Genomic DNA, 26,448 nt, shown 5'->3' on the forward strand with positions numbered 1-26,448 from the left:
AAGGGAACCGTGCCCATGAACCGTAACGATCTGCGCCGCGTCGACATGAACCTGCTGGTGATTTTCGAAGCCTTGATGTTCGAAAAGAACCTGACCCGGGTCGCCGAGAAACTGTTCATGGGCCAGCCGGCGGTGAGCGCTGCGCTGGGGCGGTTGCGTGATTTGTTCGACGATCCGTTGTTGCTGCGCAACGGTCGCGGGATGGAGCCGACGGCACGGGCGCTGGCGATTCTCAAGGAATTGCAACCGGCAATGGACACTATCTCGGGGGCCGTCAGCCGCGCCAAGGAATTCGCCCCGACGACCAGCTGCGACGTGTTTCGCATCGGGCTATCGGACGATGCCGAGTTCGGTCTGTTCCCACCGTTGCTCCGGCAACTGCAAGAAGAAGCACCGGGAATCGTGGTCGTGGTACGCCGCGCCAATTACCTGCTGATGCCGGCATTACTAGCCTCCGGGGAAATTTCGGTGGGCGTCAGTTACACCACCGATCTGCCGGCCAACGCCAAACGCAAGACGCTGCGCGACATCCCGTGCAAAGTACTGCGCGGCGACAACCGCCCAGAACCGCTGACCCTGGACGATTACTGTGCGCGGCCCCATGCGATGGTGTCGTTTTCCGGTGACCTGAGCGGCAACATTGATGTGGATCTGGCCAAGGTCGGGCGCACACGACGCGTTGTGCTTGGGGTGCCGCAATTCAGTGGGTTACGCGCGTTGCTCGCCGGCACCGAGATGATCGCCACTGTCCCCGATTACGCAGCCTGCGCGTTGGTTGAGGGATGTGCCTTGCGTGCCGAAGATCCACCGTTCCCTATCGATGCTGCGCAATTGTCGATGGCCTGGAGCGGGGTGCACGACAACGATCCGGCGGAGCGCTGGTTGCGCTCGCGTATCAGTCAGTTCATGTCTGAGCCCCTGAAAATACCGGCCCCGTGATTCTTATGGCCTGACAGCCGACCTGAACCTGTGGCGAGGGAGCAAGCTCCCTCGCCACAGGTTACTCATCGCTTGTTCTATCGCTTGACTGACTGACATTAGGGCTTGCTCGCTCCCACAGGGTGTTGTGTCGTTCCGGCGTTCAGCCTGTTGAGCAAAGAGAGCACGTACATTCAATTTTTCCCTACCCCGCAGCGGCACTATTAAGGCCAATGATCAATCAAGGGTAGGCCCATGAACACTTCGCGATGGAATGAACAGGCTCAAGATTTCGGGCTGCTGTTTCTGCGGATTAGCGGCGGGCTGTTTCTGTTGTGCGGGTGTACGGCTTGCCCAAGCTGCTGGACTTCAACGCCCAGCTGCAACTGATCGAAGACCCCTTTCATCTCGGTGCCCACCTCACCTTGAGCCTGGCGATTTTCGCCGAAGTGCTGTGCCCGCTGCTGATCGTCGCCGGGGTACTGGTGCGTTTGGCGTGCTTGCCTATTCTGTTTGTGCTGCTGGTGGCGCTGTTGATTGTGCATCCGCAATGGAGCGTGGCCGAAGGGCAGTTTGGCTGGCTGCTGTTGATCCTGTTCACCAGTGTGTTTATCGCCGGGCCGGGACGGCTGGCGCTCAATGTCCGTTTGCCCGGAGTGCTCCGTTATGTCTGAAGCCCAAACTCAAAAAGCGCCGGGGTCCGATGAGATCGTGACGCTGATCATCAAGCACCGGGTCAAGGCCGGTTTCGAAGCCGCCTATGAAGCCTGGCTGCGCAACATCGTCAGCGTAGCGGGGCGCGCGGAAGGACATTTGGGCGTGGACGTGATCCGCGGCAAGAACGGTGGCCTCGACATGTTCACCTGCGTGCTGCGTTTTTGCTCCACCGAGGCGATGCAGCGCTGGCTCGACTCGCCGCAACGCCAGGCACAGGTCGACGAAGCCGCGCCGATGCTCGCCGACGGCGACCAGACCGAGGTCAACCCGGTCAATGAATTCTGGTTCTCGCCGCTGGCTGAAGGCTCGCCGCCGCCACGCTGGAAGCAGGCTGTGGTGACGTTGCTGGTGATCCTGCCGCACACCTTGCTGGTGCCGCTGCTCTGGAGGCCGTTGCTGCAGCTCAATGCATTCCTGTCCAACTACGTGGTCGTCACGTTTCTGATCACCCTGACCATTGTGCTGTCGGTGGTGTACGTCTTTATGCCGCTGGCCACGCGCCTGTTCGCGCCGTGGCTGGAAGCCGGCCGGTCCCATTCCACACAGCCTTAAGGAAACGCGATGAACGCCGATCTGATTCTATTCAATGGCCAATTTCATACCGTAGACCGCGAAAAACCGCTCGCCAACGCCGTGGCGATCCGCGACGGTCGCTTCGTCGCGGTGGGCACCGATGCCGAAGCCATGGCCTTGCGTGGTTCGGGCACGCAGGTCATTGATCTCAAGGGCCGTTGCGTCATTCCCGGCCTCAACGACTCGCACCTGCACCTGATCCGTGGCGGTTTGAACTACAACCTCGAACTGCGCTGGGAAGGCGTGCCGTCGCTGGCCGATGCGCTGCGCATGCTCAAGGATCAGGCCGACCGCACGCCGACGCCGCAGTGGGTGCGGGTGGTCGGTGGCTGGAACGAATTCCAGTTCGCCGAAAAACGCATGCCGACCCTCGAAGAACTCAATCAGGCGGCACCGGACACCCCGGTGTTCGTACTGCACTTATATGACCGTGCGCTGCTCAACCGCGCCGCGTTGCGCGTCGCCGGTTACACCCGTGACACGCCGAACCCGCCGGGTGGCGAGATTGTGCGTGATGCCAACGGCAACCCGACCGGGATGCTGGTGGCGCGGCCGAACGCGATGGTTCTGTACTCGACCCTGGCCAAGGGGCCGAAGTTGCCGCTGGAATATCAAGTCAACTCGACCCGCCAGTTCATGCGCGAACTCAATCGCCTCGGCCTGACCAGTGCGATCGATGCCGGCGGCGGTTTTCAGAACTACCCAGACGATTATCAGGTGATCGAGCAGTTGGCCAAGGACGAGCAACTGACCATCCGCATCGCCTACAACCTGTTCACGCAGAAGCCCAAGGAAGAACTCAGCGATTTCCAGAACTTGAGCAGTTCCCGCACGCGCCGTTTATCGCGCGCCCGGGCCAGATCAACGCCTGGGACAACGAAGACTTCGTTAAAGCCGTGAAGGCCACCGGCCGCAAGCAACTGATCATTGCCGGTGTAGTGACTGACGTGTGTGTGGCGTTCCCGACCCTGTCGGCGCTGGCTGAAGGTTTTGAAGTGTTCGTGGTCACCGACGCCTCCGGCACCTTCAACACGACCGTGCAACAAGCCTCCTGGGCGCGCATGGCGGCGGCCGGTGCACAACTGATGAACTGGTTCTCAGTGGCCTGTGAGCTGCAGGGCGACTGGCGCAATGACATGGAAGGCTTGGCCAACCTGCTATCGCAGCGCATTCCGAACTACCGCAACCTGATCAACAGCTATACGACGTTCACCGCGAAGTAAGATGAACGGCTGCCGGTTTCGATCGGCAGCTTTAAAAGATCTTTTGATCTTTTGATCTTTTGATCTTTTGATTTGGGAAGCCGGGAACGGTAAAAACGGCTATAAAGCGTTTGACTGTCAATCAGAGCGCGACAATGAACCCGTTCGAAGACATGCGTATTTTTTGCCAGGTCATGGACTCTGGCAGCTTCACGGCGGCAGCCGATCAATTAGGGCTGTCCAAGCAGTTCGTCAGCCGCCGCCTGATGCAACTGGAAGAGCGCCTTGGTGTGCGCCTGCTCAACCGTTCGACCCGACGGCTGGACATCACGCCGCTGGGGCAGAGTTATTACGAATCGGCCCTGCGCCTGCTCAGCGAAGTCGAACAAGTGGAGCAGGGCATCGCCGACCAGACCACCGAACCGCGCGGCACTATTCGCCTGAGTGCGCCGCTGTCGTTTGCCGTCACGCATTTGGGCAGTCTGTTACCCGTGTTTTTGCAACGCTATCGCGACGTCGCCGTTGAAATCGACTTGAGCGATCGTCCGGTGGACTTGCTCGGTGAAGGTTACGATTTGGCATTGCGCATCGGCGTGCTGGAAGACTCTACGCTGATCGCCCGACGCATTGCCTCTATCGAGCGGCTGTACTGCGCGAGTCCGACGTATCTGGCCGAGCGTGGCACGCCGCTTGAACCGGAAGATTTGCACACCCACGATTGCCTGCCATACGGCCACGGGCGTCAGGTGCAATGGCGTTTCGAGGGACGGGGCAAGCCGCTGATCGTCAATGTCAGCGGGCGAATGCGGGTCAACAACGGTGAGTTGCTCAAGGACGCGGCCATCGCCGGCATGGGAATTACGTACCTGCCGACCTTCATCGTCGGTTCCGCCCTGCAGGACGGCCGACTGGTGCCAGTGCTGGAGGATTTTCGCCCCGGGCCGCTGACCTTGTCGGCGGTCTACCCGCAACATCGTCAGGGTTCGCGACCGGTGCGGGCGCTGATCGAGTTCTTGCGTGAGCAGTTGAATCAACGCGAAGAGGGTTTGCCCCTCCGGTGATTACAAGATCGCAACAAAACTCGAATGGTGGTTTTCCTGACGCTGATCCAGACTCGTGCCGGCCAATCAAAGGCCCGAACTCTGGAGTGTGCAATGGAAATGCCGACAAAAGAAAAAGCCATCGCCAGCAATCGCGATGCGTGGAATGACTCCGCCCGACACCACAAAGATACCCCTGAGTGGCCGGCCTGTTTGAGTGCCGTGAGCCATGGCGATTTTTCCTGCCTGGATGACACCCTCACCGGGTTGCTCCAACAGGTCGGCGTCGATGGCAAGGATGTGGTGCAACTGGGCTGCAACAACGGGCGCGAAAGTCTTTCGCTGTTTGCCCTCGGGGCCCGTCGTGTCGTGGGCATTGATCAGTCGCAGGCCTTTCTCGATCAGGCCCGGGAGCTGGCATCCCGTTCGCCCCATGAGCCCGAATTCATCGAGGCTGATATCCATCGCTTGCCGACTGATCTTCACCAGCGCTTCGATGTGGCGCTGATCACCATCGGCGTATTGAACTGGATGCCGGACATCGCCGAATTCTTACGCCATGTCGCGCAAACCCTCAGACCTGGTGGCGCTCTTGTGGTGTACGAAACCCACCCGTTCCTGGAAATGTTCGACCCCGAGTCAGCCGATCCCTATCGCCCGGACAGCTCGTATTTTCGCAGCGAACCTTTCATCCAGAATCAGCCGATCGTCTACGAAGGCAAAGTCGAACAGCAGGTCTCGGCATCCTACTGGTTCGTCCACCCCCTGGGGGCCATCTTCACCGGTGCCGTTGAGGCAGGGTTGCGGATTAGCCATTTCAAGGAGTACCCGCATTCCAATCGCGAAGAACTCTATGATCGGTATCAGCACCAAAAGGCGCAGTTGCCATTGTGTTACACGTTGGTGGCGCTGAAGCGCTGAGTTTCGGATTCTAGAAATGAGTTGCGCTGTCTGACGCCTTCGCGGGCCAGCCACGCTCCCACAGGTTCAGCGCAATCCAATGTGGGAGCGAGCTTGCTCCGGGCGGCGAATCCGACGATGGCGGCGACACAGTCCTCAATCAAACAACGGCAATCGCTCCCACCAGCCAAAATCACGCCTGCGCCGCAGTCGCCGCCTGCTGCGCCGGTTTACGCAACTCAGTCAGCCGCGAGCCGCTGTAGCGGGTTTCGCGGAAGAAGCGAAAGCGGCCGAACAGGTCGTAGACGTGGGTGATGCGCCCTTGTTCCTGGTAGTCCATGCGCAAGTGCATTTTCATGGCCTGGATGTTGCGGGTATCGCAGACGTCCACGACCTTGTTGCAACCTTGGACCCGCATCGCATCCCAGATCTTGAACTGGGCGTCCACCGACAGGCTGGAGCCGAAATAGAGAGGGATCATTTCCCCGCCGAACTGGAAAAACTCACCGGGATTGACCCGGAACCAGCAGCCGTAATAGTGCCGGTCAAAATAGTCCTTGAGGCTGCCCCAAATGAATCCGATCGCGTGACCTTCCTCGTCCACGTACATGTGCCCGGTATGGCCTTCGGCGGCGATTTCGGCCATGGCCTTGACGCGGTTACCGTAATACTTGCTGAACGCCACCGCGTTCTCCGGTGTAATGGTCACCAGCCGCAAGCCCGTATAGGGACGTAATGTGTGCGGTGCCACCGGGGTGACCAGATCGCGCCCCAGCCACAACAGCTCTCGGTGGAAGAATACGTAACGCTTCCAGAGCGTCTGGAGCGTATGGAGCAGGCCTTTTTGTTTGATGCGTTCGCGAAGCTTGTCGATGGCGCTCATGAAGTCCTCCGAGGCTGAAGCCAGGGTTGGGTGGGTAACGTTTTCAATGGCGATAATTCAAGGTTTCAACGGGTCCAGCTCAATCGAGTATTGCGGCTCCTCATTGAATGTCGTTGGCACATCGGCATAGGACACTCTCGGAACGCCCGCAAGACGTTGCTCCAGGATGTGAGCCAGAGACTCTCCGGGGTTTAGATAGATATCGCCAAAATCGGCGCCGATGTGCGTTGGATGGACAACGATTTCCAGCAGGCCGTCGATCGGCATTATCACGTTGCGCAGGTCTGCCGGAGTGCATACATACTGCGCAGCCGCTCCGGCCAGATGGTTCAATCGATGATTGAGTAACGTCTTGAACACCCGCTTGGGCACACTCAGGTTATTCCCCAGATGACGCGCCAGTCGCACGGGCACCCCTTGGTAGGCGGCGAAACGCGCGACGATTTCACCGATGGGCCAGATGTTGTGCACATGCTGATGAGAGTCGATGTGGCTGGGGCGCAGGCCGTTGTCCAGGCAGCGTTGCCATTGGGCTTCGAGTTCCCCCAGTACCGCATCGCGATCCAGGCGATTGAGCCATAAACTGTGGCGAGGCAGGTTGAGAGCGAGCAGACCTTCACTGTCACAGAACGTCGAGCGCGCGAGAATCGACGGGCTCAACGGCCGGCCATACGTGAGGTTGAAGTGCAGCCCGACTCGCCCCTTGAGCAATGGCTGTCGGGCCATGACGCAGGCTTCCTCGAACGCAGGCATGTTGGCCATGGCGGTGGCGGAGCTGATGACCCCGGCGCGGAAGGCGCCGAGGATCACCCCGTTTTCGCTCGGGCTGAGGCCGAAATCGTCAGCGTTGATTATGACTTGGCGAGGCATTTTTTCCCTCCATGGTTTTCTCAGTGGGCGCAGGACCTTGGTCGGCGTGCGTAGGAGTGGGTGCAGCAACAGCCTGCATTGCGGCACGCCAGGCCCGCCATTTTTTCAACCAGGGCTTGAGCTGGTGCCAGAGTCGCATGGTCAGCCCCAGGGCCAGGCCGCTGGGGCGCCAGGAGTAAAAGCTCCAGCGCCAGTGCTCCAGTTGCCCGGTCATGCGCTCCTGAAGTTGGTGGCTGGAATTCATCAGGCTGACCCGAGAGGCGTCGATCCAGTGCCAGTTGTCATCCAGGCCCCAGCGAATCCATTCATCGAGCAGCACACGACCGCTACCCAGGTCGGCGTATTGCGGCAGGAATGCCAGGTTGTAGTCGTACAGCCGGCCTTGTTCCAGCAACCCCAGGCGATAGCTGATACAGCGTCCGTTCAGTTCCAGGCGCACCACTCGCATCAGCCCCTGTTCGGCGAGGGCGGTGAAGGCCAGCTCGATCCATTGCCGACTGCGCTCGTTGGTAAAAATTCCGATGCCTTGAATGCCTTTCCAGCTCTGCATTTCGACTTCACCGAGCATCTGTAGCAGTGGCCCGACAGTGGTCGCGTCGGGGGTTATCCGGCGGACCTGGGCACCATAGGCCAAGATGCGTTTACGCGCCCGGCGCAATTTATAGCGCGGGTCGCCGGAGACTTCCTGGCGGTCGGCCTCGCTGATCAAATGCACCGGCACCCGGCAACTGAGGCGGCGCTCGCCGGTCGAGCTGTGGGCCATCCATGTGGTCAGCGCGCTTTCTTCGCCGATGGGTTCGGACAATTCATTGAGTTGCAGCATTGCATGGGGCAAGCGACGACGGATGATCACCAGCGCCTTGCGCATGCTGTCGGCATCGAGGCAGGTGAGCAGGGCCAGGCGATCGGTGAGGGGATAACCGAGGTGACGCAGAACCCGAAATGGCAACCTTCCAAAGCGCTCCACGGACGCCACCAGCGGCAAACACAACGCCAATTCATCGCCTTGCCAGCCCAGCAGAACGTGCAAGCATGCTCCAGCGGTCAGTGCCTGTTCCGACGCGTACAGCCAGGCCAGGGTGTTGAATGGCGTGTGGTCGGTCACGCGCAGGCGCAACCCCTCATAGGCCGCTACCGGAAAGTCCGGGGCGCACAACGACGCGCGCCATTCGAATCGTGCCACCATCGCTTCAAGCCACCGCCTCAGAAACAGGTGAACGGGACGGTTTACGTAGCGCATCCAGGCGTGAGTCGCTGTAACGGGTCTCACGAAAGAAGCGCCAGCGACCGAATAATCGGTAGACGTGCTGGATGCGTCCCTGCTCTTGATAGCCCATGCGGATGTGCAGTTTCAGCGCCGGTATATTGTGGGCGTCGCAGACATCCACGACCGTGTTGCAGCCTTGGGCCTGCATGGCTTTCCAGAGTTGCAGTTGCAGGTCCACCGAGAGCGTGGTGCCCCAATAGGCGGGAGCCAGTTCGCCGCCGAACTCGAAGAACTCGCCTTTCTTTACCGGGAACTTGCAGCCGTAGAAATGCCGGTCGTGGTACTCCCGGGTGCTGCCCCAGATGAAGGCCACTGTGTCGCCTTCGCCGTCCAGATACATGTGCCCGGTGTAACCCTCGGTGGCCAGTTCCTCCATGGTGTGAACGCGGTCGCCAAAGTGACGGGCGAAGGCTGCGGTGTTGTGCACGGTGATGGTCTTCAACTGCAGTGGTTTGTAAGGCTTGAGCTGATGGGGCGGCACCGGGCTGACCAGGTCACGCTTCATCCATAACAACCCCCAGTGAGCGAACACGTAGCGCCTCCACACGACTCTGATCGTTTCACGCAGGCCTTTTCGCTTGATGTGTTGGCGAAGTTTCCCTAAGGCATTCATGTCATTGCCTCCTGACAGGGACCGGTCGCGGATAACATGCTGCAACGCGCAGTAGAGCGCGGCGCGGTCGTGGTGATGCAAATTGATGGCGTTCATGAGGCGCTCCAGCTCAAGGCGAACAGGGTTTCGCCCGGCAGGTCGAAGCTGACGCGACCGTCGTGACAGTTGAATTGAGCGCGACGACTGCGGCTGTCGGCACCGAAGTACATCAGCGTGCCCTTGGCCAGCGGGCACGCCGCCCCGGCCAGATCGACACGCTGCAAGCGCATGCCCTTGTTGACCCCCAGTAAACTTCGCTGGCGTTCGGTGGCCATGGCCAGCACATCGACTTCGAAGGCATCGTTGTCCAGGCGCATGACGTTTTTCAGCCAGTGCTGCTGGATGAATTGCTGGGCCAGGCCTACCGGTTTGAGTTCGAAACGGTCGCTGCCCAATACCCGCACCATGCCTTTGGGGTAAGTCGGCTCGTCGGCGGCCTGGAACCAGTTGAGCATGTCCAGCAACCCGTCCTGGGCCGAGTTGATGACCACCGAGGTCCACCACAGCGAGGCAAAATGGGTTTCCTGATCGTAAGGGCTCAGGCTTGAGCCGCTGGACAGGTTGGTCTGATCCAGCAGCAAGGCTTTGCGCGGCCGACCCTTGGCATCCAGGCCCACCAGCTCGGCGGCACGGCGCACGCTGTCGCGGTAGACCCGAGTCGCCAGCAGGTCGCGAATCATCCATTCGTGCCAGGCGAGGGCGTCGATCTGCTCGCCGGATTCGGCCAGCAGGCGCCGCGCCCAATCGATACCGCGCTTGTCGACGGCGTTGTCGGCGAACGGGCCGTTAACGAAGCGCGAAGTGGCGGGCATGGCGATGCGCACACCGGCCTTGGCATTGGCCGGGTCACTGCGCACTTGTCGGGCCATGCTGTTGAAGATCGCCTGGTAGTCGGCGTAGCTCGGGTAATTGAGGTTCGGCTCGTCGGCGAACGCGATGTAGTGCGTACCGGTGCCGCCGAGGGCGCGAGTGGCGGCGAGCCAGGCGTCGAGGCCGGCGTTGCTTTGGGTGTCGGCGCGCAGATCGGCCTGACGCTGGCTGCCGGCCAACAGCGTGAGGTCCTGCGTGATGCCGAAGCGGTTCTGATAGAGCTGGCGGAACGCATCTTCGTGGTGCGGATTTTGCGCGGTGACGTCAACGAAACTGTAATAGGTGCCCGCCTGGGGTTTGAGCGCATCGAGCGCTGCGAAACTGGATTGAGGGGGCAGCACGTAGGGCAAGTAAATGCCCAGGTTCGGGGTGGGGCCGAGCATCTCTTTGTGCAGGGTCAAGCGGGTCTGGCCATCGTCCTCGCGCAGCGGTTTGAGTTGCTGCGGGTTCTGGGCGAACAGGTTCGCTGTGCCGTCGAGCCAGAACGCAACCTTGCCGCTGCCTTGCAGGCGCAGACGCCAGACTTGTTCGTCCTGGGTAACAGGCAGTTCAAGTTGATCGAACTGCCAATAGGCGCGATAGGGTTTCAGTGCCAGGGACAACTGTTTATTGTCGCTGACGCGCTGGGCCAGCAGAGCGCTGATCCCCCCGTGAAACTTGCCGGCCAGTACGGCGTGTTGCCCCGGCGCGACCTTGAAATACAGCTCATCGCCGCCGCGGGTTTCGGCACTGAAATGCACCTTGGCCGGGGCGAACAACGCCACGGTGCTCTCGTCATGTTCGATCGTGTAGCGGCGGAAACTGTAGCCCGGAATTTCCAGTCGATAACTGGCGGCACTCGGCGCCAGTGGCCAGCTCTGCTTGCCTCGGGTTTCACTGGCAGCGATCAGGCGCTCGCCCTTCAGGTTGCCGTTGCCGTCGAGCAGGTACAGGCGTTCTTCGTTGGCATCGGCCTGCCACGCCGGAACCCAGCGAATAGTCAGCGTGTCGGGGCGATCCGTTTGCAGGTACAGGCTGCCGTCGCGAATATCCGCCCAGCGCATGGGCGCCGCCTGGGCGCTCAAACCGAGGCCCAGGCTCAACAGCAGCACGAGGCGTTTCATGCCGATTTCCGTTGCAGCATCTGAAGCATCGGGGCCACATCGCTGGGCAGGATGATCAGGGTTTGCCAGACCGGTACGCCGCTCAGCCGGCAATACATCACCAGCAGCGCGAGGGTGACCGCCAGGTAGGCGATGGACGATGCCGTGGCGGCGCCGACGATGCCGTAAATCGGGATCAGCAACAGGTTCAGGGCCAGGTTCAGCAACGCGCCGAGGCCCATCAACAGCGAAATCGTGCCGGGGCGATTTTTGCCCAGCAAGTCCAGGCGCAGGATGCTCGCATAGCACAGGCCGAGCAGCCCCGGCAGCAGCGCCAGTAACGCGGGGTAGGCCGGTTGATAGGCAATGCCGAACAGCGTGACGATCAGCCATTCACCGATCACCGCCATGGTCAGGCAGGCGCCGAGCATCACCGTGGCGGTCAGGCGCAGGGCCAACGGCGTCAGGCGATCCATGCCTTCGTCCTGTTGCAGCAGGCGTTTCATCAGCGGCGTGGTCACCGCTTCCGGGACAATCAGCAGCAACTCGGCGGCGGCGCTGGCCATGGCGTAATGACCGAGCGCCGTACTGCCGAGCAGGGCGCCGATGAACAGGTAATCGGAACGCAGAATCACTTGCTGGAACAACAGGTCCGGATGGCTGCGAACGCTGTAGCGCCATAGTTCATTCTGGCTGGCGCGGTCCCATTGCAACGTCAAGGGCTGGGCGCGCCCGAGCCAGAACCAACCGGCCAATACCACCAGGCCGATGCCGGTCAGCCAACTGATCAGCGCCGCTTCCAGCGCCGCGTCTTTCCACATCAAGAACAACGCCAGAAACAGCAGCAGCGGCGTCAGGGATTCCACCAGCCGCAAGACATTGAACGCCACCACACCACCCGACGCATTGTGCAAGGTCAGCAGGCCACTCTTGAGCACGGTCAGCGGTACCGCCAGCAGCAATAGCCAGGCGAGCAACCCCAGTTGCGTGGTGATGTCGAGTTCGCTGCCGAACTCCCGTACCAGCGCCACCACCAACAACGTCAGCAAACCCGCCAACAGGCAACCGAACACCAGCACCTGGCTCAGCAACAATCCCATGGGCCGCTGTTTGGCCGCCTGATAGCCCACCGCCGAATTCAGCCCGCCGCTGGTAGCGGCGCTGATCAAGTCGGGCAGGGTACTGAGCAACGCAAACAGTCCGCGTTCGCTGGGGCCGAGAATCCGCGCCAGCAATACGTTGCGCAAAAGTCGCAGGCCGATCATCGCCAGTTTGGTGCCCATGCTCAGGGCCAGGTGTTTGAGGTAGTGGTTGCGACTCATGGCCTGGCTCCGCGGTAGATGCGCCAGGACAACAACTCCGGATTGCGCGCGGTGCGCTGGCTGATGCCGATTCGCGGCAAGGCCAAGGGATCGCTGATACCACGATAAATCCCGGCGACGGTGCCCAAGGCAAACGGAAAATCATGGTCCGCCACGTGTTCGCGCACCCGCGCATCATGGTCGCCATTGGGGTAGCAGTAGACCGGCAGTGGCCGGTTGCAACCGTTGCGCAGGGCATTGCGGCTGCGGCTCAGTTCCTCATCCAGACGTTGATCGTCAAGGTCGGTGAGAATCGCGTGGCTGGCGCCATGGGGACCGAAGCGGATCAACCCGCTGGCTTCCAGCGCGCGTACTTGATGCCAGTCCAGAGCCTGGGGCAACGACTCCTCCGGGCATTGATCGGTGAGCCAGTTCAGTTCGCCCGCAGGCAAGGTTTTCAGACTTTGCAGAAAATGCAAAAGCGCCAGACTACGGCGCTGCACATCCAGGTCATCGAGCAGCACCGGTAGCGGTCGCCCAAGCTGTTGCAGGCATTCAATCAAGTGCGTCCGGGCTTTTTCACCGTGGCTGCGCCACAAGGTTTCACCCAGGCTTTCCCACCAGAAGCGCTGCCGGCTGCCAATGAAATCGGTGGAGAGAAAAATGCTCGCCGGCACCTGCTGTTTTTTCAGCAACGGGAAGGCATTCAGCGCATTGTCGCGCCAGCCATCGTCGAAGGTCAGCGCGACTTTCGGCCGTTCGGAGCAGATGGCGCCGGGTTGCAAGATATCCATCAGTGGCACGCAGTCGAAGTTTTTTTTCAACCAGATGAGCAGATGCTCGAAGGCATTCGGCCCGACGCACAGCTCATTGCGATGGGGCAAATCGGCGGCGCGGTCATTGGCCAGCACACGGTGCAGCATCAGGATCACCCCGGCGCCGTGCAATTGGTGACGGCCGACCGGCGAGTTGAGATAAAGCCAGCCACTGGTTCGTTTTAATAATTGTTTGATTGCCATGGCGCGGTCCTTTCAACGATTTTGCTCGGGGTTCCATTGCGCGTACCGCTGGCCGCGCAAGAACTGCCACAGACCGATACTCATCCCGGCGAGGGTCACCAGAACGAACGCGGCGAGGCGAAAGGGTTTGGGCAAACGGTGTTGCACATCCAGCAGGCCGCCGAGGGCCATCGCGTAACCGAGCAGTTGCGCGATCAGGCTCAAGCGATAGAAGCCATGTACATTCCACAGCCAACAATTGCTTAGCAACAGCGGCAGCAACAGGATCGGTGCCAGGCGTCGAATCAGCTTGTGGCTGATCAGTGCAATCGCATACAGGCCATGGCGCCAAGGGTTCAGCAGTTCCCGGCGCTGGGCCAGGCTTTGCAGGCCGCCAACGGTCACGCGCTGGCGACGACGCCATTGCTTGGCGATTTCGTCGACGCCCTGGTCGCTTACTTGTGCTTCGGCCACATAGACGATGCGTTTGAACGCCACCGGCGCGCAGGTGCTGATAAAGAAATCGTCGTTGACCTCCGCCGGCACCGGCTGGAACAACTCGCGGCGCAGGGCGAGCAGGGCGCCGTCGGCGGAGACCATGCAGCCGGTGCGATTTTCCATCATGCGCAACCAGCCTTCGTAATGCCGATAAAGGCTGTCGCCCAGGCTCAGGCCCTTGCCCGGCACCGGGATCAGCATGTGCCCGGCGCAGGCCCCGATCTCTGGATCGGCCAGGGGCGCGAGCAACTGGCCGAGGGTGTCGGTCGACCATTGATTGTCGGCGTCGGTAAACACCAGAATCTCGCCCGTACTCAGGGCGACGCCGGCATTCAAGGTGGCTGCCTTGCCCTGACGGGGCAAGTCGAGCACGCTGATGCGCGGGTCGATGACCTTGTGGGCGCAGGCCACGGTGTCGTCGCTGGAGCCATCGCTGGCCAGAATGATGTGCAGCGAGCGCGCCTGATAATTCTGAGCGAGCAGAGTGCGCAACTTCTCTTCGATGTGCCGGGCCTCGTTGTGCGCGGCGATGATGATGCTCACGTTCATGGGGGGGGCTGGCGCATGACGCCGCGCGGGGAAGAATGGCGCGAGCAGCGTCAGTAGCAGCGGATAGCCGAGCCAGGCATACGCCGGCAATAGCAGGCACAACCAGAAAATGAATTCAGCCACGGGCCGGCCTCCTGACATTCCAATGACAAAGGCTCAGGAGGAGCGCGGCACCGGCCAGGTGCAGACGCACCCAATGCAGGCCCCACAGCTGCAGCATCAGGCCTATGTCATGGTGTTTCAGGCTCTGGCGCAGGCTCAGCACCAGCGCTGGCAGGCTGGTGATGAACACGATGAATAACGCCACTTGAGGGAAACCATTGAACAGGGTGGATAGAGCAATGAAATCCAGCCCCCAGACGCCCATTGAAAAGGCCGGGAACCGCAGCAAACGCAGGCTCATCCCTTGGGTGCGCAGCAGTTGCAGGTGACTGCCCTGGCGCCACAACTCCTTGCCCATCCATTCGCGCCAGCTGCCTTCGTAACCCCAATGCAAGGCGACGCTTTGGTTGACCGCGAGCAATCGTGCGCCGGCTTCGCTCAGGCGCAAGGTGAATGCCTTGTCTTCACCGGTGCGCAGGGTTTCGTCGAAGCCGCCGACCTTATCGAACCAGGTGCGGCGCATCAGCAGGTTGGCGCTGGGCAGCCATCGCACCGGGTGCAAGGTGTGAGTGGTCGGGCGGGCCATGCGGCGTTGCCAGGCCGTGGCAAACCACGGCGCTTGGATAGGGGTGTGCAAGTCCAGGGCAAGGACATCGGCCTGACCGCCAGACTCCAGTTCGAACAAGAGCGTCAGCCAGTCCCCAGGCATCTCGATATCGGCATCGATGAAGCCCAGCCATTCGCCTGTCGCCATCGCCGCCCCGCGATTGCGCAGGGCGCCGATCAGCAGGCCGGGCAGCACCAGCACCTGCGCACCGAACTGGCGAGCGATGTGCGGGCCCTGATCGTCGGAGCCGTTATCGACCACGATCAACTCGCATTCCAGCCCGGTGGCCTCAGCGGCTTTTTTCGCGGCGAGCAACGTACGACCGATGTGTCGGGCTTCGTTGTACATCGGGATGACGAGGCTGATGCGGCTCATGCCTTGGCCTCCGTCGGCGGACGTTCTTCAGCCTTGAGGCGCAACACGAAAGTCAGGGCGAGCATGATCCACAGGTATTTATGATTTGGTGCGCTGAGGAACATCAAAAACAGCATCAGCGACAGATAGCTGATGCCCAGGTGCGTGATCAGGTCGGCCTGTTCCCAATCCCGTCGCAGCAACCAGGCATGACGGGCACGGATCAGGTTGTACATCCCAAGGCCCAGCATGCCGACGAACAACAGCCCGGCGGGAATCCCCACTTCGCTGAAGATTTCCAGGTAAGTGTTGTGAGCGCGGCGGTACAGGTCACTGGGCTTGCGGTTGGCGGAAAACACCTTGGCGTAACCGGTGGTGGCGTAGTGCAGCGGGAAGGTGCCGGGGCCGGAACCGAGCAACGGGTGTTCCTGGATGATCTGGCTGCCGACCACGATGTATGACGCCCGACGGCCGAGGGATTCGTCCTGGCTCTTGGCGCCGGCTTTCAAGATGCTCAAGGATTGAATGCGCGCGATGTAACCGGCCGGCATTGAATAAATGGTCAGCGGGATCACGATCGCAAGACCAAGCATGGCAAAACCCAAGTGGCGCGGACGGATGCGTGGCAACTGCGCGCGGTAGTGCCAGGCGCCGATCATCAAGCTGATAAAAAGCACCACCAGCCCGGAACGGGAATCGGTCTTGGTCATGCCGCCCAGCAGCAAAATGCAGCAGCCACCCCAGAACAATCGGTGCAACAGGTTCGGGCTGCGAATCACCAGCAGCAGAGCCAATGGCACGGCGAAGGCGATCAGTAGGGCAAACGAGTTCGGGTCTTCCAGCAGCCCGGCGGCGCGGCCCTGGTCCTGATACTTGGTGGAGAACATGGCCAGCGCGCTGGTCGCGCTGACGCTGAGCGTTACCAGCCGGGCGAACATATCGAGGTTCAAATCACGGCCGATCAGCAAGGTAATTACAAACAGCACCAGGCCGACACTCAGATCCCGCAGATGACTCTGGGACATGTCCAGGTTGTCGGTATTGATCATGCTCAACAGGTACAACACCATGAACCAGATCAGGTAGCGCCAGATGTTGCTGCGCAGGCGCTCGGACGGAATCTGGTGGATAGCCAGTTGCAACATCACGATCAGTGCCAGCGAAGCACCGATGAACTTGGTACCCGACAGCGCATTGCCCTTGAAGAAACCTTCGAACGGCACCAGCGCCGCGATGCCCAACAAACCCCAGGCGGGTTTTCGGTAAAGCACGGCGATGGCGACCAGACCGAGCACCGCGCCCGGCGCGAGATACGGATAAGGGCTGGCCAGCAAACCAAGGCAGACCAGGGCGAGCAGACTGACGATCGAGAGCGGAAAGATCACGCGCGTGCCTCCCGTGCAGTACGGATATAAAGCTGCGACCAGCGTTCGGCCAAAGCCTTCAGGTCGTAACGGTCCAATTGCGTACGTCTTGCGTTGTCGATCAATTCGCGAGCCAGTGCCGGCTCACTCAGCAGCGTGTCGATCTGCCGGGCGAGGGCGGCGCTGTCGGTGGGTGTCGCCAGCAGGCCGTTGTGCCGATCCTCCAGCACATCGGGTATCCCGCCGACGCTGAATGCCACCACCGGCACTCCGGCCTGCATCGCCTCCAGTAAAATCATCGGCGTGCCCTCGGTGCGCGAGCTGATCACCAGCGCATCGAGTTGCTGCCACCACCGGTTCATGTCGGTCTGATAACCCGGCAGGGTGATGCGTTTGTGCAAGCCGACAGCGGCAATCCGCGCCAGCAGGGCTGCCTGTTCCGGGCCGTCGCCGAGCATCACGGCGTCCAGTTGCGAGTGTTGCTGACAGAGCGGAATCAGGGCATCGAGAAACAGGTCCGGGCCTTTTTCATTGCTCAGCCTTCCAACGTAGCCCGCCAGCCAGCGCGGGTGTTTGACGTTGTTGGGCAGCAGGTCGCTAGCTGCTGGCAGACCATTGGGGATCACTTGCAGTTTCTCCGCTCGAACACTCGCTCTGCGATGCAGTACGGCGATGCTTTCAGCCACGCAAACAACCCGATGCACCGACGCCGTGCGGCACAGTTGCAAACTCAGCCAGCCGTAGAGGCGTTGCTTGCGACTGCGTGGGGTGAAACCGTGTTGGGTAATCACCAATGGCAAGTCCAACAACGTCGCACTCACCCAACCAAATAACAGACCCTTGAAATTGTGCGTATTGATCAGCGGCTGTTCAGCCCGCCGCTGACGTAAATGACGCAGCAATTGCCTCAAACCCGTGAAGCTGCGGCAATCGACCCCAGCCTCGCGAAATCGCGCGATCAGCACTGGCGGCGCATCGAGAAACAGCACTTGGTGCCGCCCCGGCGTCGCCAGGCAATGGTCCAGCAGCATCCGCTCAGCCCCATAGAAGCCGCCGCTGCTGATCAAATGCATGATCGGCAGAGCGCTGGCGCTGAGCGGCCCGTTCAATGGCGTACCCAATGCACGAAGCTATCCACGGTCCAGTTTTTGTGCGGGTTGTTCGGCATAACGTCTTGCTCGTTGATCACCAACAGCACCGGCAAGCCCAGTTCATGGGTGATTTGCGCTGGGTGTTTGAAGCGGTGATCGAAGAACTCACGCACGTAGACGAAGGCAATCGCCAACAGCAGACCGGTCAGCATCCCGAACGGAATGATCAGCAGCGGTTTGGGAAACGCTGCATCGGTCGGTTCGTACGGCGGGCTGAGTACCCGGGCGTTGGACATATCGTTGTCCAGCAAACCGGCGGAGCTGCTTTCGGCAAAGCGTTGGGCATAGGTGGAGAACGCCGCGTGCAAGGCATTGATCTCGGTGTCCATCTGCGCAAGCTTGCTTTGAGCCACTTGCAACTGATGGATGCGGTCCTTGAAGTCGGCGATGCGCGCGGTTTTCTGCTTGATCACCGAGGTGACAATCGCCAGGTCGTTGGTCCGCTCCTGAATCCGGTTGCTGACGATTTTCAGGAACTGCTGACGAGTGCGGGAAATCTGCTCGCGGGTCAACAGCATCGGTTCACTGCCCGGCTGGAAGACCGCCAGGTCGTTCATGTAGCGGCTGACCTGAGTGGTCAGTTGCTCACCGAGCTGCCTGATCTCGCGGTCTTCGAACGCGATGTTATCCACCGTGGTGGTGAAGGTGAAGGGGAAGGTGTACTCGCTGAGCCGGGACGTATTGGTGGCTGACGCCAGGGCGGTTTTCAGGTAGTCGAGCCAGCGCTGGCTTTGCAGCAGGCGATCCTGATACAGGTTCAGGGCCTGTTCCTCGGTATTGATGGCATTGAGGCGGAAGGTAATTTCTTCCTTCGGATCGGATGAACCCACGCCTTCGAGCAACGCCAGCCGCGTGCCTTCCAGGCCATCGAGACGCACCTGATATTGCTTCTTCTTGGTTTCGTAGAAGCTCTGCGGCAGGTCGATCGATTGCAGTTCCTGACGGCTGGCCAGGTAGTTTTGCAGCAGCGCCGCGACAAACCGGGTGCCTTGGGCGGGATCGCCAAAGCTGTAGACAATGGAGATCACGTTGGAACCCGGCAGGGTTTCGATTTTCAGGTTATCGACGGCCTCTTGGGTGTAGGTATCCAGGGCGGTGTCCCGAACCGGATCGGTTTCAAGCCCGAATGCATCGCGCACCGGATTGACCACGTATTCACGCAAGGGGGTGGTCACAAAACGTTTGATCGGTTCGGTCACCAGTCTGCTGAAGATCCCGGGGTTGGGCGCGTATTCGCCTTTGTCCCGCAGGTCGCTGATGGTCTGACGGATCAAGGCCGGCGAACGCAGGATATTGCTCTCGGTTTCCATGTCTGCCAGTGACGGCGGAATGAATGAGGCGTCACTTTGGGTCAGGGACGTGGTGGCGTCTCCCTGGGAGAGTTTTTTGGACTGCACAATCACCTGCGCGGTAATGTCGAAGCTCTGTTTGAGCATCAGCGGCAAGATCAGGGCGATCACTGCAAAAATCAGGAAGACTCGTTTCACCAACTGCTTGTTGGCGAAGAAAATCCTGAAGAACTCATGCAGGTAGTTTTCCTTTGGGTTCATGGTCGGTCACCTGAGCGTTAGTTGTCGCTGTCTTTGTTGTCGACGCGGTAGCCGAAGCCGAAGCCTACCCCCTGGAACAACACCACGTCCGCCAGTTGCCGCGCGAGCTCACCGGCGCTGGCCAGTTTGGTCTTGGGCACGTAGAGCATGTCGTCCGGTTGCAGGTAAGCAATCTGCGACGCGTCACCGGACAAGGCTTTTTCCACGTCGTAATGCACGGCCTGCACATGGTTGCCGGTGCGGCGCATGATCACCACCGAATCGAGTCGTGCCTTGACGTTAGTGCCACGGGCCAGGGTCAACGCTTCAAGGACCGAGACCGGCCGGCGAATCGGGTAGGAGCCCGGTTGCGCGACTTCACCCAGCACATAGATTTCGTTGCCCGACGTGGATTTGAGCATGACGTCGACCCTCATCCGCCCCGGCAGTTGCGCGTAACGTTGATTGAGGAAAGTTTCCAGTTGGTTGACCGTCATGCCTTGCAGCGGTACGGAGCCTATTTCCGGGAAACTCGCATAGCCGTCGTTGCCCACGGTGATCTCCCGGGTCATACCGCTACCGGGCTGGCTCAGGTTGCTCTTGAGGTTTAGCTCGTTGCTCAGCGGGCTGGTGACCAGCACGGTCACCTGGTTGCGATTGGGCTGGAACAGGGATTTGCGCTCATAGGCACGCTGGATCTCCTGCCGCGCTTCGACGGCCGTCAGCCCGCCGATTTTCACCGCGGTATTGGCCCCTGGCAGTTCGATGGTGCCGTCGGGCAGCACCAGCTGAGTGCCGTTGAGCTGACTGGCGGCGGTGAAGTTCAGGGCGACCTGGTCACCGGGCTGAATGCGGTAAGCCCCCGAGCTACTGGTGCTGACGTGGAAGATCACATCCAGCACATCCTTGGGCCGCAAGGTCTGTTCAACCTTGGGCATGTCGGTGGCCTGGGCATTGGCCGGCTCGGCCGTGAGAATCTGTACCGGCATTTGCTGGGTTTCACTGGTGCTGGAGCAACCTGCAAGCGGCAGCAACAGCAGGAGAAGCATTTTGGCGTTCATAGCGTCATCCTTTCTGCGGTTGCTTACAGGTTTTTGTAAAGCCATTTGGGCATGTAGTACTTGCGCCGGTTGAAGACGCTGCCCACCAGTTTTGCGCCGGCCTGGGTCAGGCGCTGGACCGCGGCCTGGGCCACTTCCCAGCGCGTGTCTTCGGCGCGCACCACCATGATCACGCCGTCCACCAGGGTGCTGATGACCAGGGTGTCTGCGGCCGAATACACCGCATCGCCGTCGATCACCACGAAGCGATACCGATCGCCCAGTTGGTTGAGCAACGGGGCCAGCTGTTCAGTCGTCAGGTGCTCGGCGCCGCGGATGTGCCGCCCGTTCGGCAGGATGTGGAAGGGCAGGCTGGAGACGTTCACCAGGCAGTCCTGCAGCAGCGGCGGCGAGGCGTTGAACAGCAGGTCGCGGAAGCCGCGTTCTTTGCTCAAGCCCAGTTGTTGCGTGAGGTTGCTCTCCGACTGGCTGGCGTCCACCAGCAGCACTTGGCCGCTGCTCATTGACGCCAGTTGGCTGGCCAGCGCCAGGGCGCTGGTGGTGGTGCCGGCGCCTGCATTGGCAGAGGTCAGGAAGAGGATCCGCAGATCCAGGTCGAGCACGGTCGAAGTCAGGTTGGACTCGCTCGGGCTGGCGATGGTCAAGCTTGTGTTCGATGAACCGTCCATTTAACTCGCTCCGTTGCCGCTGAATACTTTGAAGGGGGTTTTCAACAGGATCTTCAGATCAAGCAAAAGGCTCTGCTCGGCGATGTAGTTGAGGTCCAACTCAACGCGCTGGTCGAAGTCGATATTGCTGCGCCCGGAGATCTGCCACAGGCCGGTCATGCCGGGGTAGATGCTCAGGCGTGCAAGGTGGCTGTCTTTGTAGCGATAGGCGTTGAACGAAGTCGGTCGTGGACCTACCAAACGCATGTCGCCACTGACTACATTGATCAGGTTGGGCAGTTCATCAAGGCTGCTGCGCCGTAAAAAGCCGCCGATGGGAGTAATTCGCGGGTCGTCGTCAATCTTGAAATCGATGGCGTCGGCACCGTGCTTGTTCAGGTGCCGCAGCGACTCCTTGAGATCCTCGGCATTGGCCACCATGGTGCGGAACTTGTACATGCCGAACAGGCGGCCGCGGTAGCCGGTGCGCTTCTGCACGAACATCACCGGCCCCGGGCTGCTGAATTTGATCACCAGTGCCAGGCCCAGCAGCACAGGGGAGAGCAGCAGCAGAATCACCAGTGCGCCGAGGCATGCAACCACCCGGTTGGTGCGCGACAGGGTCCAGGGCCGACCGCCGTTGCGGCCGGTCACCCAGCCACGACCCTGCATGTGGATCGCTCGGTCGAGGCGCATTCGGTGATCGGGGTCCAGGCGTTTGTCACGCTGCATGTGATTGAGCAACATGCCTTTTTCTTGTCCAGTCATAGGGGCCTCCGCTGAAGCCCGGACGCGAGTGGCGAGTGGGCGTTGCGCAGTGGGTAGTAGTCACGGAACCAGGCGATGAATCGTCCGAGTCCTTCATCCAGCTCGATCCGTGGCTGGAAACCGGTGGCCTGCGCCAGATCGCTGGCATCGGCGCAGGTGTTGAGCACGTCGCCCGGTTGCAGCGGCAGCAACTCGACGAGGGCTTTCTGTCCGAGGTGTTTTTCCAGCAGTGCCAGGTAGTCCTTGAGCTCCACCGGTTGTTGTCCACCGATGTTGTAAATGCGCCACGGCGCCATGCTGCTGGCCGGGTCCGGTTGTTCACGGTTCCAGTCCGGTGCTGCTTGGGGCGCGCGTTCGAGCAGACGGGCGATGCTCTCGATGATGTCGTCGATGTAGGTGAAATCACGCTGGTGCTGGCCGTAGTTAAACAGCTTCAGCGGCTGGCCTTCGGTAATCGCCCGGGCGAACTGGATCGGCGACATGTCTGGCCGACCCCAAGGTCCGTACACGGTGAAAAAACGCAAACCGGTGCAGGGAATACCGAACAGATGGCTGTAGCTGTGGGCCATCAACTCATTGGCTTTTTTGGTCGCGGCGTACAACGACAACGGATGGTCGACGCAGTCCTTGACCGAGTAAGGCGTGTGCTGGTTGGCGCCGTACACCGAACTGGACGAGGCATAGATCAAGTGTTTGACCGGGTGGTGACGGCAGCTTTCGAGGATGTTGAGAAACCCGCTCAGATTGCTGTCGACGTAGGCCCGGGGATTTTTCAGGGAGTAACGCACCCCGGCCTGGGCCGCGAGGTGAATCACCACCTCCGGTTGTTCACAAACAAACAAGGCGTCGAGGGCCGTGGCGTCGGCCAGATCGACTGTCGCCAGCGGGAAATCACCGACGTGCCCACGCACCCAATCCACGCGGTCGTGTTTGAGTTGCGGGTTGTAGAAATCGTTGAAATTATCCAGCCCGCACACCTGATGCCCGTCGCTCAACAGCCGTAACACGCAATGGGCACCAATGAAGCCAGCCGCTCCGGTGACGAGTATCTTCATGGCCGTGGCGCCTCGGGAGCGATGTGCCGAAGGCCGATGCCGCTGTAGTGCAAACCGGCCGCCGCCACCTGTTCCGGGTTGTAAAGATTGCGCCCGTCGACGATCACCCGCGCACGCAGTTTGCTCGCCAACAGGTCGAAATCGACCACACGGAAATTTTTCCACTCGGTGCAGATCACCAGCGCGTCGGCATCTTCCAGGGTGTCGTCGCGGGTAGCGCACAGGTGCAGGTCATTGCGGTAGCCGTAAATGCGCCGGCACTCGGACATGGCTTCCGGATCGTAAGCCTGCACGCTCGCACCCTCGGCCCACAGCGCCTCCATCAGATAACGGCTGGGGGCTTCGCGCATGTCATCGGTATTGGGCTTGAAAGCCAGGCCCCAAATCGCGATGGATTTGCCGATCAGGCCATCGGGAAATAGCGTCTGCAGTTTGCTGAACAGAATGTGCCGCTGGCTGTCGTTCACTTCGGTGACGCTGCGCAGCAGACGCAATGGCATGCCGTGGTGTTCGGCGGTGTGCAGCAGGGCACGCAAGTCCTTGGGGAAACAAGAGCCGCCGAAGCCGCAGCCGGGGTAGATGAAGTGGTAACCGATGCGCGGGTCCGAGCCGATGCCTTTGCGCACCGCTTCGATATCGGCCCCCAGCAACTCGGTGAGGTTGGCCAGCTCGTTCATGAAACTGATGCGTGTGGCGAGCATTGCGTTGGCCGCGTACTTGGTCAGCTCGGCGCTGCGGTTGTCCATGAACATGAGCTTTTCGCGGTTGCGGCAGAACGGTGCGTAGAGTTCGCTCAATTGGTTGCGCGCTTCATCGTCGTTGGTGCCGACAATGATCCTGTCCGGGCGCATGCAATCGGCCAGGGCGCTGCCTTCCTTGAGAAACTCCGGGTTGGACACCACCCGCACGTTCAACGCTTCTTTGCCACGGCGTTGCAGTTCTTCATTGGCGGCGCTTGCCACCTGGTCCGCGGTGCCCACCGGCACGGTGGATTTGATGATCAGGGTGCGATCGGCCTCCATGAAACTGGCGATCTGCCGAGCAACATTCAGCACATGGCTGAGGTCGGCGGAACCGTCTTCATCGGCGGGCGTACCCACCGCAATGAAAATCAGCTCGGCGTGTTCGACCGCGTCACTGGCCTGGGTGGAGAAGAGCAGGCGACCGGCCTTGATGTTGTCTTCGAGTGTGCTGGAAAGTCCCGGTTCACTGATCGGGGGCACGGCGTGTTGCAGTTGCTTGATTTTGTTGAGATCAACATCCACGCACAGGACACGATGCCCGACATCGGCTAATGCCGCAGCTTGTATCAGGCCTACATAGCCCGTACCAAATACGCTCACGTCCATACTGGCGTGCCTCGTAAAACGGTGGATGTAACTGGGATGAGACTGTCAAAAGGGGTATAGCCCAGCCGGGGGAAAGCGTGTCAGCAAAATGACGGGTTGCTCGGGCAGAAAACCCTGATTTCACGGGCTATTGGATATCAAGTGCTTGCCACTGCTGGATTTACCGTGATTTTGAGGGTTTGCGGAGGATCAGAACAAAACGATAAACGGTCGAAAGGCTTGTAATACAAGGGTTACAGGCACTTTGGTGTGTCAGATTTGAGGCAACATATTTTTGACGCTTTTGGCAGAAACCCGGCATTTCTTGCGCTTCGGTGGCTCGGTGCTAGTGTCAGAAAATGGCCGATCAGGGAGGTGCTGTAATCACCATGATCCGATACCTCAAGGAACTGTTGCTCGTTCTGTATTTACTCAAAAACTACGACGACTATTTCGATCGCCTCACGACGCTGGGCATCGGTTTCCCGATGCTGCTGTATGGCGGGATGTTCGTGGTGCTGACAGTGGCGCTGTTCATGACCGCGTGTATCCGTCAGACACTGCTCCGTCATCTGCTCGCATTGGTGATGTTCGGCTCGGCGGTGTTTTTTGATGCCTACACACAAGTGACCGCCGGGTACCTGACTTACAGCAGTTTCGTGTCGCTGGTGTACTCCGGCGGATTCATTCAGGAGGCGGCTTACCAGTACCGCGACGCGATCATCAGCGCGATGATCAGTGGTGTGTTGCTGCTGTTCGGTATCGGGCTCAAGCCGCGTCGACGGGCGCCATTACCGGGTGCGCTGTTGATGGTGGCACCGGTGCTCGGGGTGTTACTGCTCAGCGTAGTACTATTCGTGCGGGCCGGTGAGGGCGCCCGTGGCTTGCCGATCATGTACACCCCGTTAGCCTATTTGAATCTGTTTACCTATGAAGCGCTGCACAACACTGTCGGCCCGCGTGAACCGGTGAGCCTGGCGCGCATCGATCAGCCGGTGGGGCACGACATCGTGCTGATCATCGACGAGAGCATTTCTGGCAATTATCTGGACATCAACACGCCGTTCGGTGTGCACAGCAACCTCAAGGAACCGCGCCCGGGCGTGGGCATTTTCAATTACGGCTACGCGGCATCCATCGCCAATTGCAGCGCCGACACCAATGTCACCCTGCGCTACGGTGGCACTCGCGGCGACTACAGGCGGATCAACAGCACGCTGCCGTCGATCTGGCAGTACGCGAAAAAGGCCGGGCTGGGCACCGTTTACATTGATGCTCAGCGCACCGGTGGCAACTTGCAGAACCTGATGAACGCTGCCGAGAAAAACGACATCGACGAGTTCGTGCAATTCGACCAGACCAGCGTGCGCGATCGCGACATGGCCGCGGCGGCCAAACTGATCAATCTGCTCAACGACGGTAAGCCGCAGCTGGTGGTGATTAACAAAGTCGGCGCGCATTTTCCGGTGCACGATAAGTACCCGGACGCGTTTATGGCCTACCGCCCGACATTGCCCCGTGGGCAGTTTGTCGAAGTGGCGGACACCGGGACCCGCGACGGGTTTAATGGTCAGCCAGATGATTGGGTGCGGTACCGCAATGCCTACAAAAATACTGTTTTGTGGAATGTCGGCGAGTTTTTCGCGCGGGTGTTTGCTCAGGCGGACTTGAGCCATGCGCTGCTGATCTACACCTCGGATCACGGGCAGGATCTGCATGAGCGCGGTAACCCTGGGCTCAATACGCACTGCGGTGGTGACCCAGTGGAGGAGGAGGGATTGGTGCCGTTGGTGGTGATTTCGGGCAGCGGTTTGAAGGCCCTGGACTGGCAGGCGCAGTTGCCGGCCAACAAGGATCGCTCCAGTCACTACAACATCTTCCCGACGTTGCTGCAGGTAATGGGCTATGACCTGGCGGGAATCGAGGCGGTGTATGGCAAACCGTTGAGCGTGCCGACGATGGACGATTTCACGTTCAACTATCGGTTCAATGCACGGTTGGGGGCCATGCCAGCGTGGAAGCATATTGACCTGAACAGCATCGTGACGCCGGGGCGGGTGGTGCCGAGTGTGGCGGTGGGGCAGTGAAATTTTGATGGGCTGACCCGGCCTCATTGCGAGCAGGCTCGCGTTAAACGATAACGCGATGTCGCTGCCGTCCGC

General features: G+C 60.4%; 22 protein-coding genes and 3 pseudogenes. 8 read left to right on the forward strand and 17 right to left on the reverse strand.

Features of this window, described 5'->3' with window-relative positions; translation table 11 throughout:
- Window positions 1-15 precede the first annotated feature (15 nt).
- From LOY56_RS10120 to LOY56_RS10150, 7 genes and pseudogenes are all read left to right on the forward strand, one after another.
- Entirely contained in the window at window positions 16-939 is a 924-nt protein-coding gene (locus LOY56_RS10120; RefSeq protein ID WP_258621433.1) for a LysR family transcriptional regulator, read from the forward strand.
- 234 nt (window positions 940-1,173) lie between these two features.
- Window positions 1,174-1,592 (forward strand): annotated as a pseudogene (locus LOY56_RS10125) (DoxX family protein).
- Complete coding sequence (locus tag LOY56_RS10130) at window positions 1,585-2,187, forward strand: antibiotic biosynthesis monooxygenase (RefSeq protein WP_258621435.1); 603 nt, start codon at window positions 1,585-1,587, stop codon at window positions 2,185-2,187. The pseudogene LOY56_RS10125 and the gene LOY56_RS10130 overlap by 8 nt, the downstream one beginning before the upstream one ends.
- 9 nt (window positions 2,188-2,196) lie before the next feature.
- A pseudogene (locus LOY56_RS10135) lies at window positions 2,197-3,036 on the forward strand (amidohydrolase family protein); the annotation flags it as partial.
- Window positions 3,018-3,431 (forward strand): annotated as a pseudogene (locus LOY56_RS10140) (isochorismatase family protein); the annotation flags it as partial. The pseudogenes LOY56_RS10135 and LOY56_RS10140, both read left to right, overlap by 19 nt.
- A 134-nt stretch (window positions 3,432-3,565) precedes the next feature.
- Window positions 3,566-4,471 (forward strand): LysR family transcriptional regulator, encoded by a 906-nt coding sequence (locus LOY56_RS10145; protein ID WP_258621437.1) that lies wholly within the window; start codon window positions 3,566-3,568, stop codon window positions 4,469-4,471.
- A 93-nt stretch (window positions 4,472-4,564) separates the two neighbouring features.
- Window positions 4,565-5,371, forward strand: a complete 807-nt coding sequence (locus LOY56_RS10150) for a class I SAM-dependent methyltransferase (RefSeq protein ID WP_258621439.1) — start codon at window positions 4,565-4,567, stop codon at window positions 5,369-5,371.
- A 172-nt stretch (window positions 5,372-5,543) separates the two neighbouring features.
- On the opposite strand, the gene LOY56_RS10155 is transcribed toward LOY56_RS10150, so the two are convergent.
- The 17 genes from LOY56_RS10155 to LOY56_RS10235 form a co-directional block, all read right to left on the reverse strand.
- Window positions 5,544-6,233 carry an N-acetyltransferase gene (locus LOY56_RS10155; RefSeq protein ID WP_258621441.1) on the reverse strand — a complete coding sequence of 230 codons (690 nt, stop codon included), beginning with the start codon at window positions 6,231-6,233 and terminating at the stop codon, window positions 5,544-5,546.
- 57 nt (window positions 6,234-6,290) lie between these two features.
- A complete protein-coding gene (locus LOY56_RS10160) occupies window positions 6,291-7,103 on the reverse strand; it encodes a carbohydrate deacetylase (protein ID WP_258621444.1) in 813 nt (270 codons plus the stop codon).
- Window positions 7,075-8,289 carry a GNAT family N-acetyltransferase gene (locus tag LOY56_RS10165; RefSeq protein ID WP_258621446.1) on the reverse strand — a complete coding sequence of 405 codons (1,215 nt, stop codon included), beginning with the start codon at window positions 8,287-8,289 and terminating at the stop codon, window positions 7,075-7,077. The genes LOY56_RS10160 and LOY56_RS10165 overlap by 29 nt, the downstream gene beginning before the upstream one ends.
- A 4-nt stretch (window positions 8,290-8,293) precedes the next feature.
- Window positions 8,294-8,983 (reverse strand): GNAT family N-acetyltransferase, encoded by a 690-nt coding sequence (locus tag LOY56_RS10170; RefSeq protein WP_258622600.1) that lies wholly within the window; start codon window positions 8,981-8,983, stop codon window positions 8,294-8,296.
- 92 nt (window positions 8,984-9,075) lie between these two features.
- A complete protein-coding gene (locus LOY56_RS10175) occupies window positions 9,076-10,995 on the reverse strand; it encodes a hypothetical protein (protein ID WP_258621448.1) in 1,920 nt (639 codons plus the stop codon).
- Entirely contained in the window at window positions 10,992-12,296 is a 1,305-nt protein-coding gene (locus LOY56_RS10180) for a lipopolysaccharide biosynthesis protein (RefSeq protein WP_258621450.1), read from the reverse strand. The genes LOY56_RS10175 and LOY56_RS10180 overlap by 4 nt, the downstream gene beginning before the upstream one ends.
- Entirely contained in the window at window positions 12,293-13,294 is a 1,002-nt protein-coding gene (locus LOY56_RS10185; RefSeq protein ID WP_258621452.1) for a polysaccharide deacetylase family protein, read from the reverse strand. Before LOY56_RS10185 ends, LOY56_RS10180 begins: the two co-directional genes overlap by 4 nt.
- Window positions 13,295-13,306: 12 nt before the next feature.
- The gene (locus LOY56_RS10190) at window positions 13,307-14,443 is read right to left on the reverse strand and encodes a glycosyltransferase (RefSeq protein WP_258621454.1); all 1,137 of its coding nucleotides are present in this window, start codon (window positions 14,441-14,443) and stop codon (window positions 13,307-13,309) included.
- Window positions 14,436-15,404: a glycosyltransferase family 2 protein gene (locus LOY56_RS10195; protein WP_258621456.1), complete on the reverse strand. Its 969-nt coding sequence runs from the start codon at window positions 15,402-15,404 to the stop codon at window positions 14,436-14,438. Before LOY56_RS10195 ends, LOY56_RS10190 begins: the two co-directional genes overlap by 8 nt.
- Window positions 15,401-16,768, reverse strand: coding sequence for an O-antigen ligase (locus tag LOY56_RS10200; protein ID WP_258621457.1), 1,368 nt, complete (start codon window positions 16,766-16,768; stop codon window positions 15,401-15,403). Before LOY56_RS10200 ends, LOY56_RS10195 begins: the two co-directional genes overlap by 4 nt.
- Entirely contained in the window at window positions 16,765-17,820 is a 1,056-nt protein-coding gene (locus tag LOY56_RS10205) for a glycosyltransferase family 4 protein (RefSeq protein WP_408980382.1), read from the reverse strand. The genes LOY56_RS10200 and LOY56_RS10205 overlap by 4 nt, the downstream gene beginning before the upstream one ends.
- A gap of 32 nt (window positions 17,821-17,852) precedes the next feature.
- Window positions 17,853-19,448 (reverse strand): Wzz/FepE/Etk N-terminal domain-containing protein, encoded by a 1,596-nt coding sequence (locus LOY56_RS10210; RefSeq protein WP_258621460.1) that lies wholly within the window; start codon window positions 19,446-19,448, stop codon window positions 17,853-17,855.
- Window positions 19,449-19,465: 17 nt separating this feature from the next.
- Window positions 19,466-20,488: a polysaccharide biosynthesis/export family protein gene (locus tag LOY56_RS10215; RefSeq protein ID WP_258621463.1), complete on the reverse strand. Its 1,023-nt coding sequence runs from the start codon at window positions 20,486-20,488 to the stop codon at window positions 19,466-19,468.
- A gap of 23 nt (window positions 20,489-20,511) precedes the next feature.
- Window positions 20,512-21,156, reverse strand: a complete 645-nt coding sequence (locus LOY56_RS10220) for a CpsD/CapB family tyrosine-protein kinase (RefSeq protein WP_258621466.1) — start codon at window positions 21,154-21,156, stop codon at window positions 20,512-20,514.
- Complete coding sequence (locus LOY56_RS10225; RefSeq protein ID WP_258621467.1) at window positions 21,157-21,903, reverse strand: sugar transferase; 747 nt, start codon at window positions 21,901-21,903, stop codon at window positions 21,157-21,159.
- Window positions 21,900-22,958, reverse strand: coding sequence for an NAD-dependent epimerase (locus tag LOY56_RS10230; protein WP_258621469.1), 1,059 nt, complete (start codon window positions 22,956-22,958; stop codon window positions 21,900-21,902). The genes LOY56_RS10225 and LOY56_RS10230 overlap by 4 nt, the downstream gene beginning before the upstream one ends.
- Window positions 22,955-24,307, reverse strand: a complete 1,353-nt coding sequence (locus LOY56_RS10235) for a UDP-glucose/GDP-mannose dehydrogenase family protein (RefSeq protein ID WP_258621471.1) — start codon at window positions 24,305-24,307, stop codon at window positions 22,955-22,957. The genes LOY56_RS10230 and LOY56_RS10235 overlap by 4 nt, the downstream gene beginning before the upstream one ends.
- Window positions 24,308-24,675: 368 nt before the next feature.
- On the opposite strand from LOY56_RS10235, the gene LOY56_RS10240 reads away from it, so the two are divergent.
- Window positions 24,676-26,373, forward strand: a complete 1,698-nt coding sequence (locus tag LOY56_RS10240; protein WP_258621473.1) for a sulfatase-like hydrolase/transferase — start codon at window positions 24,676-24,678, stop codon at window positions 26,371-26,373.
- Window positions 26,374-26,448: the final 75 nt, after the last annotated feature.

The sequence above is a fragment of the Pseudomonas sp. B21-048 genome, from assembly GCF_024748615.1.
Lineage (GTDB): Bacteria > Pseudomonadota > Gammaproteobacteria > Pseudomonadales > Pseudomonadaceae > Aquipseudomonas.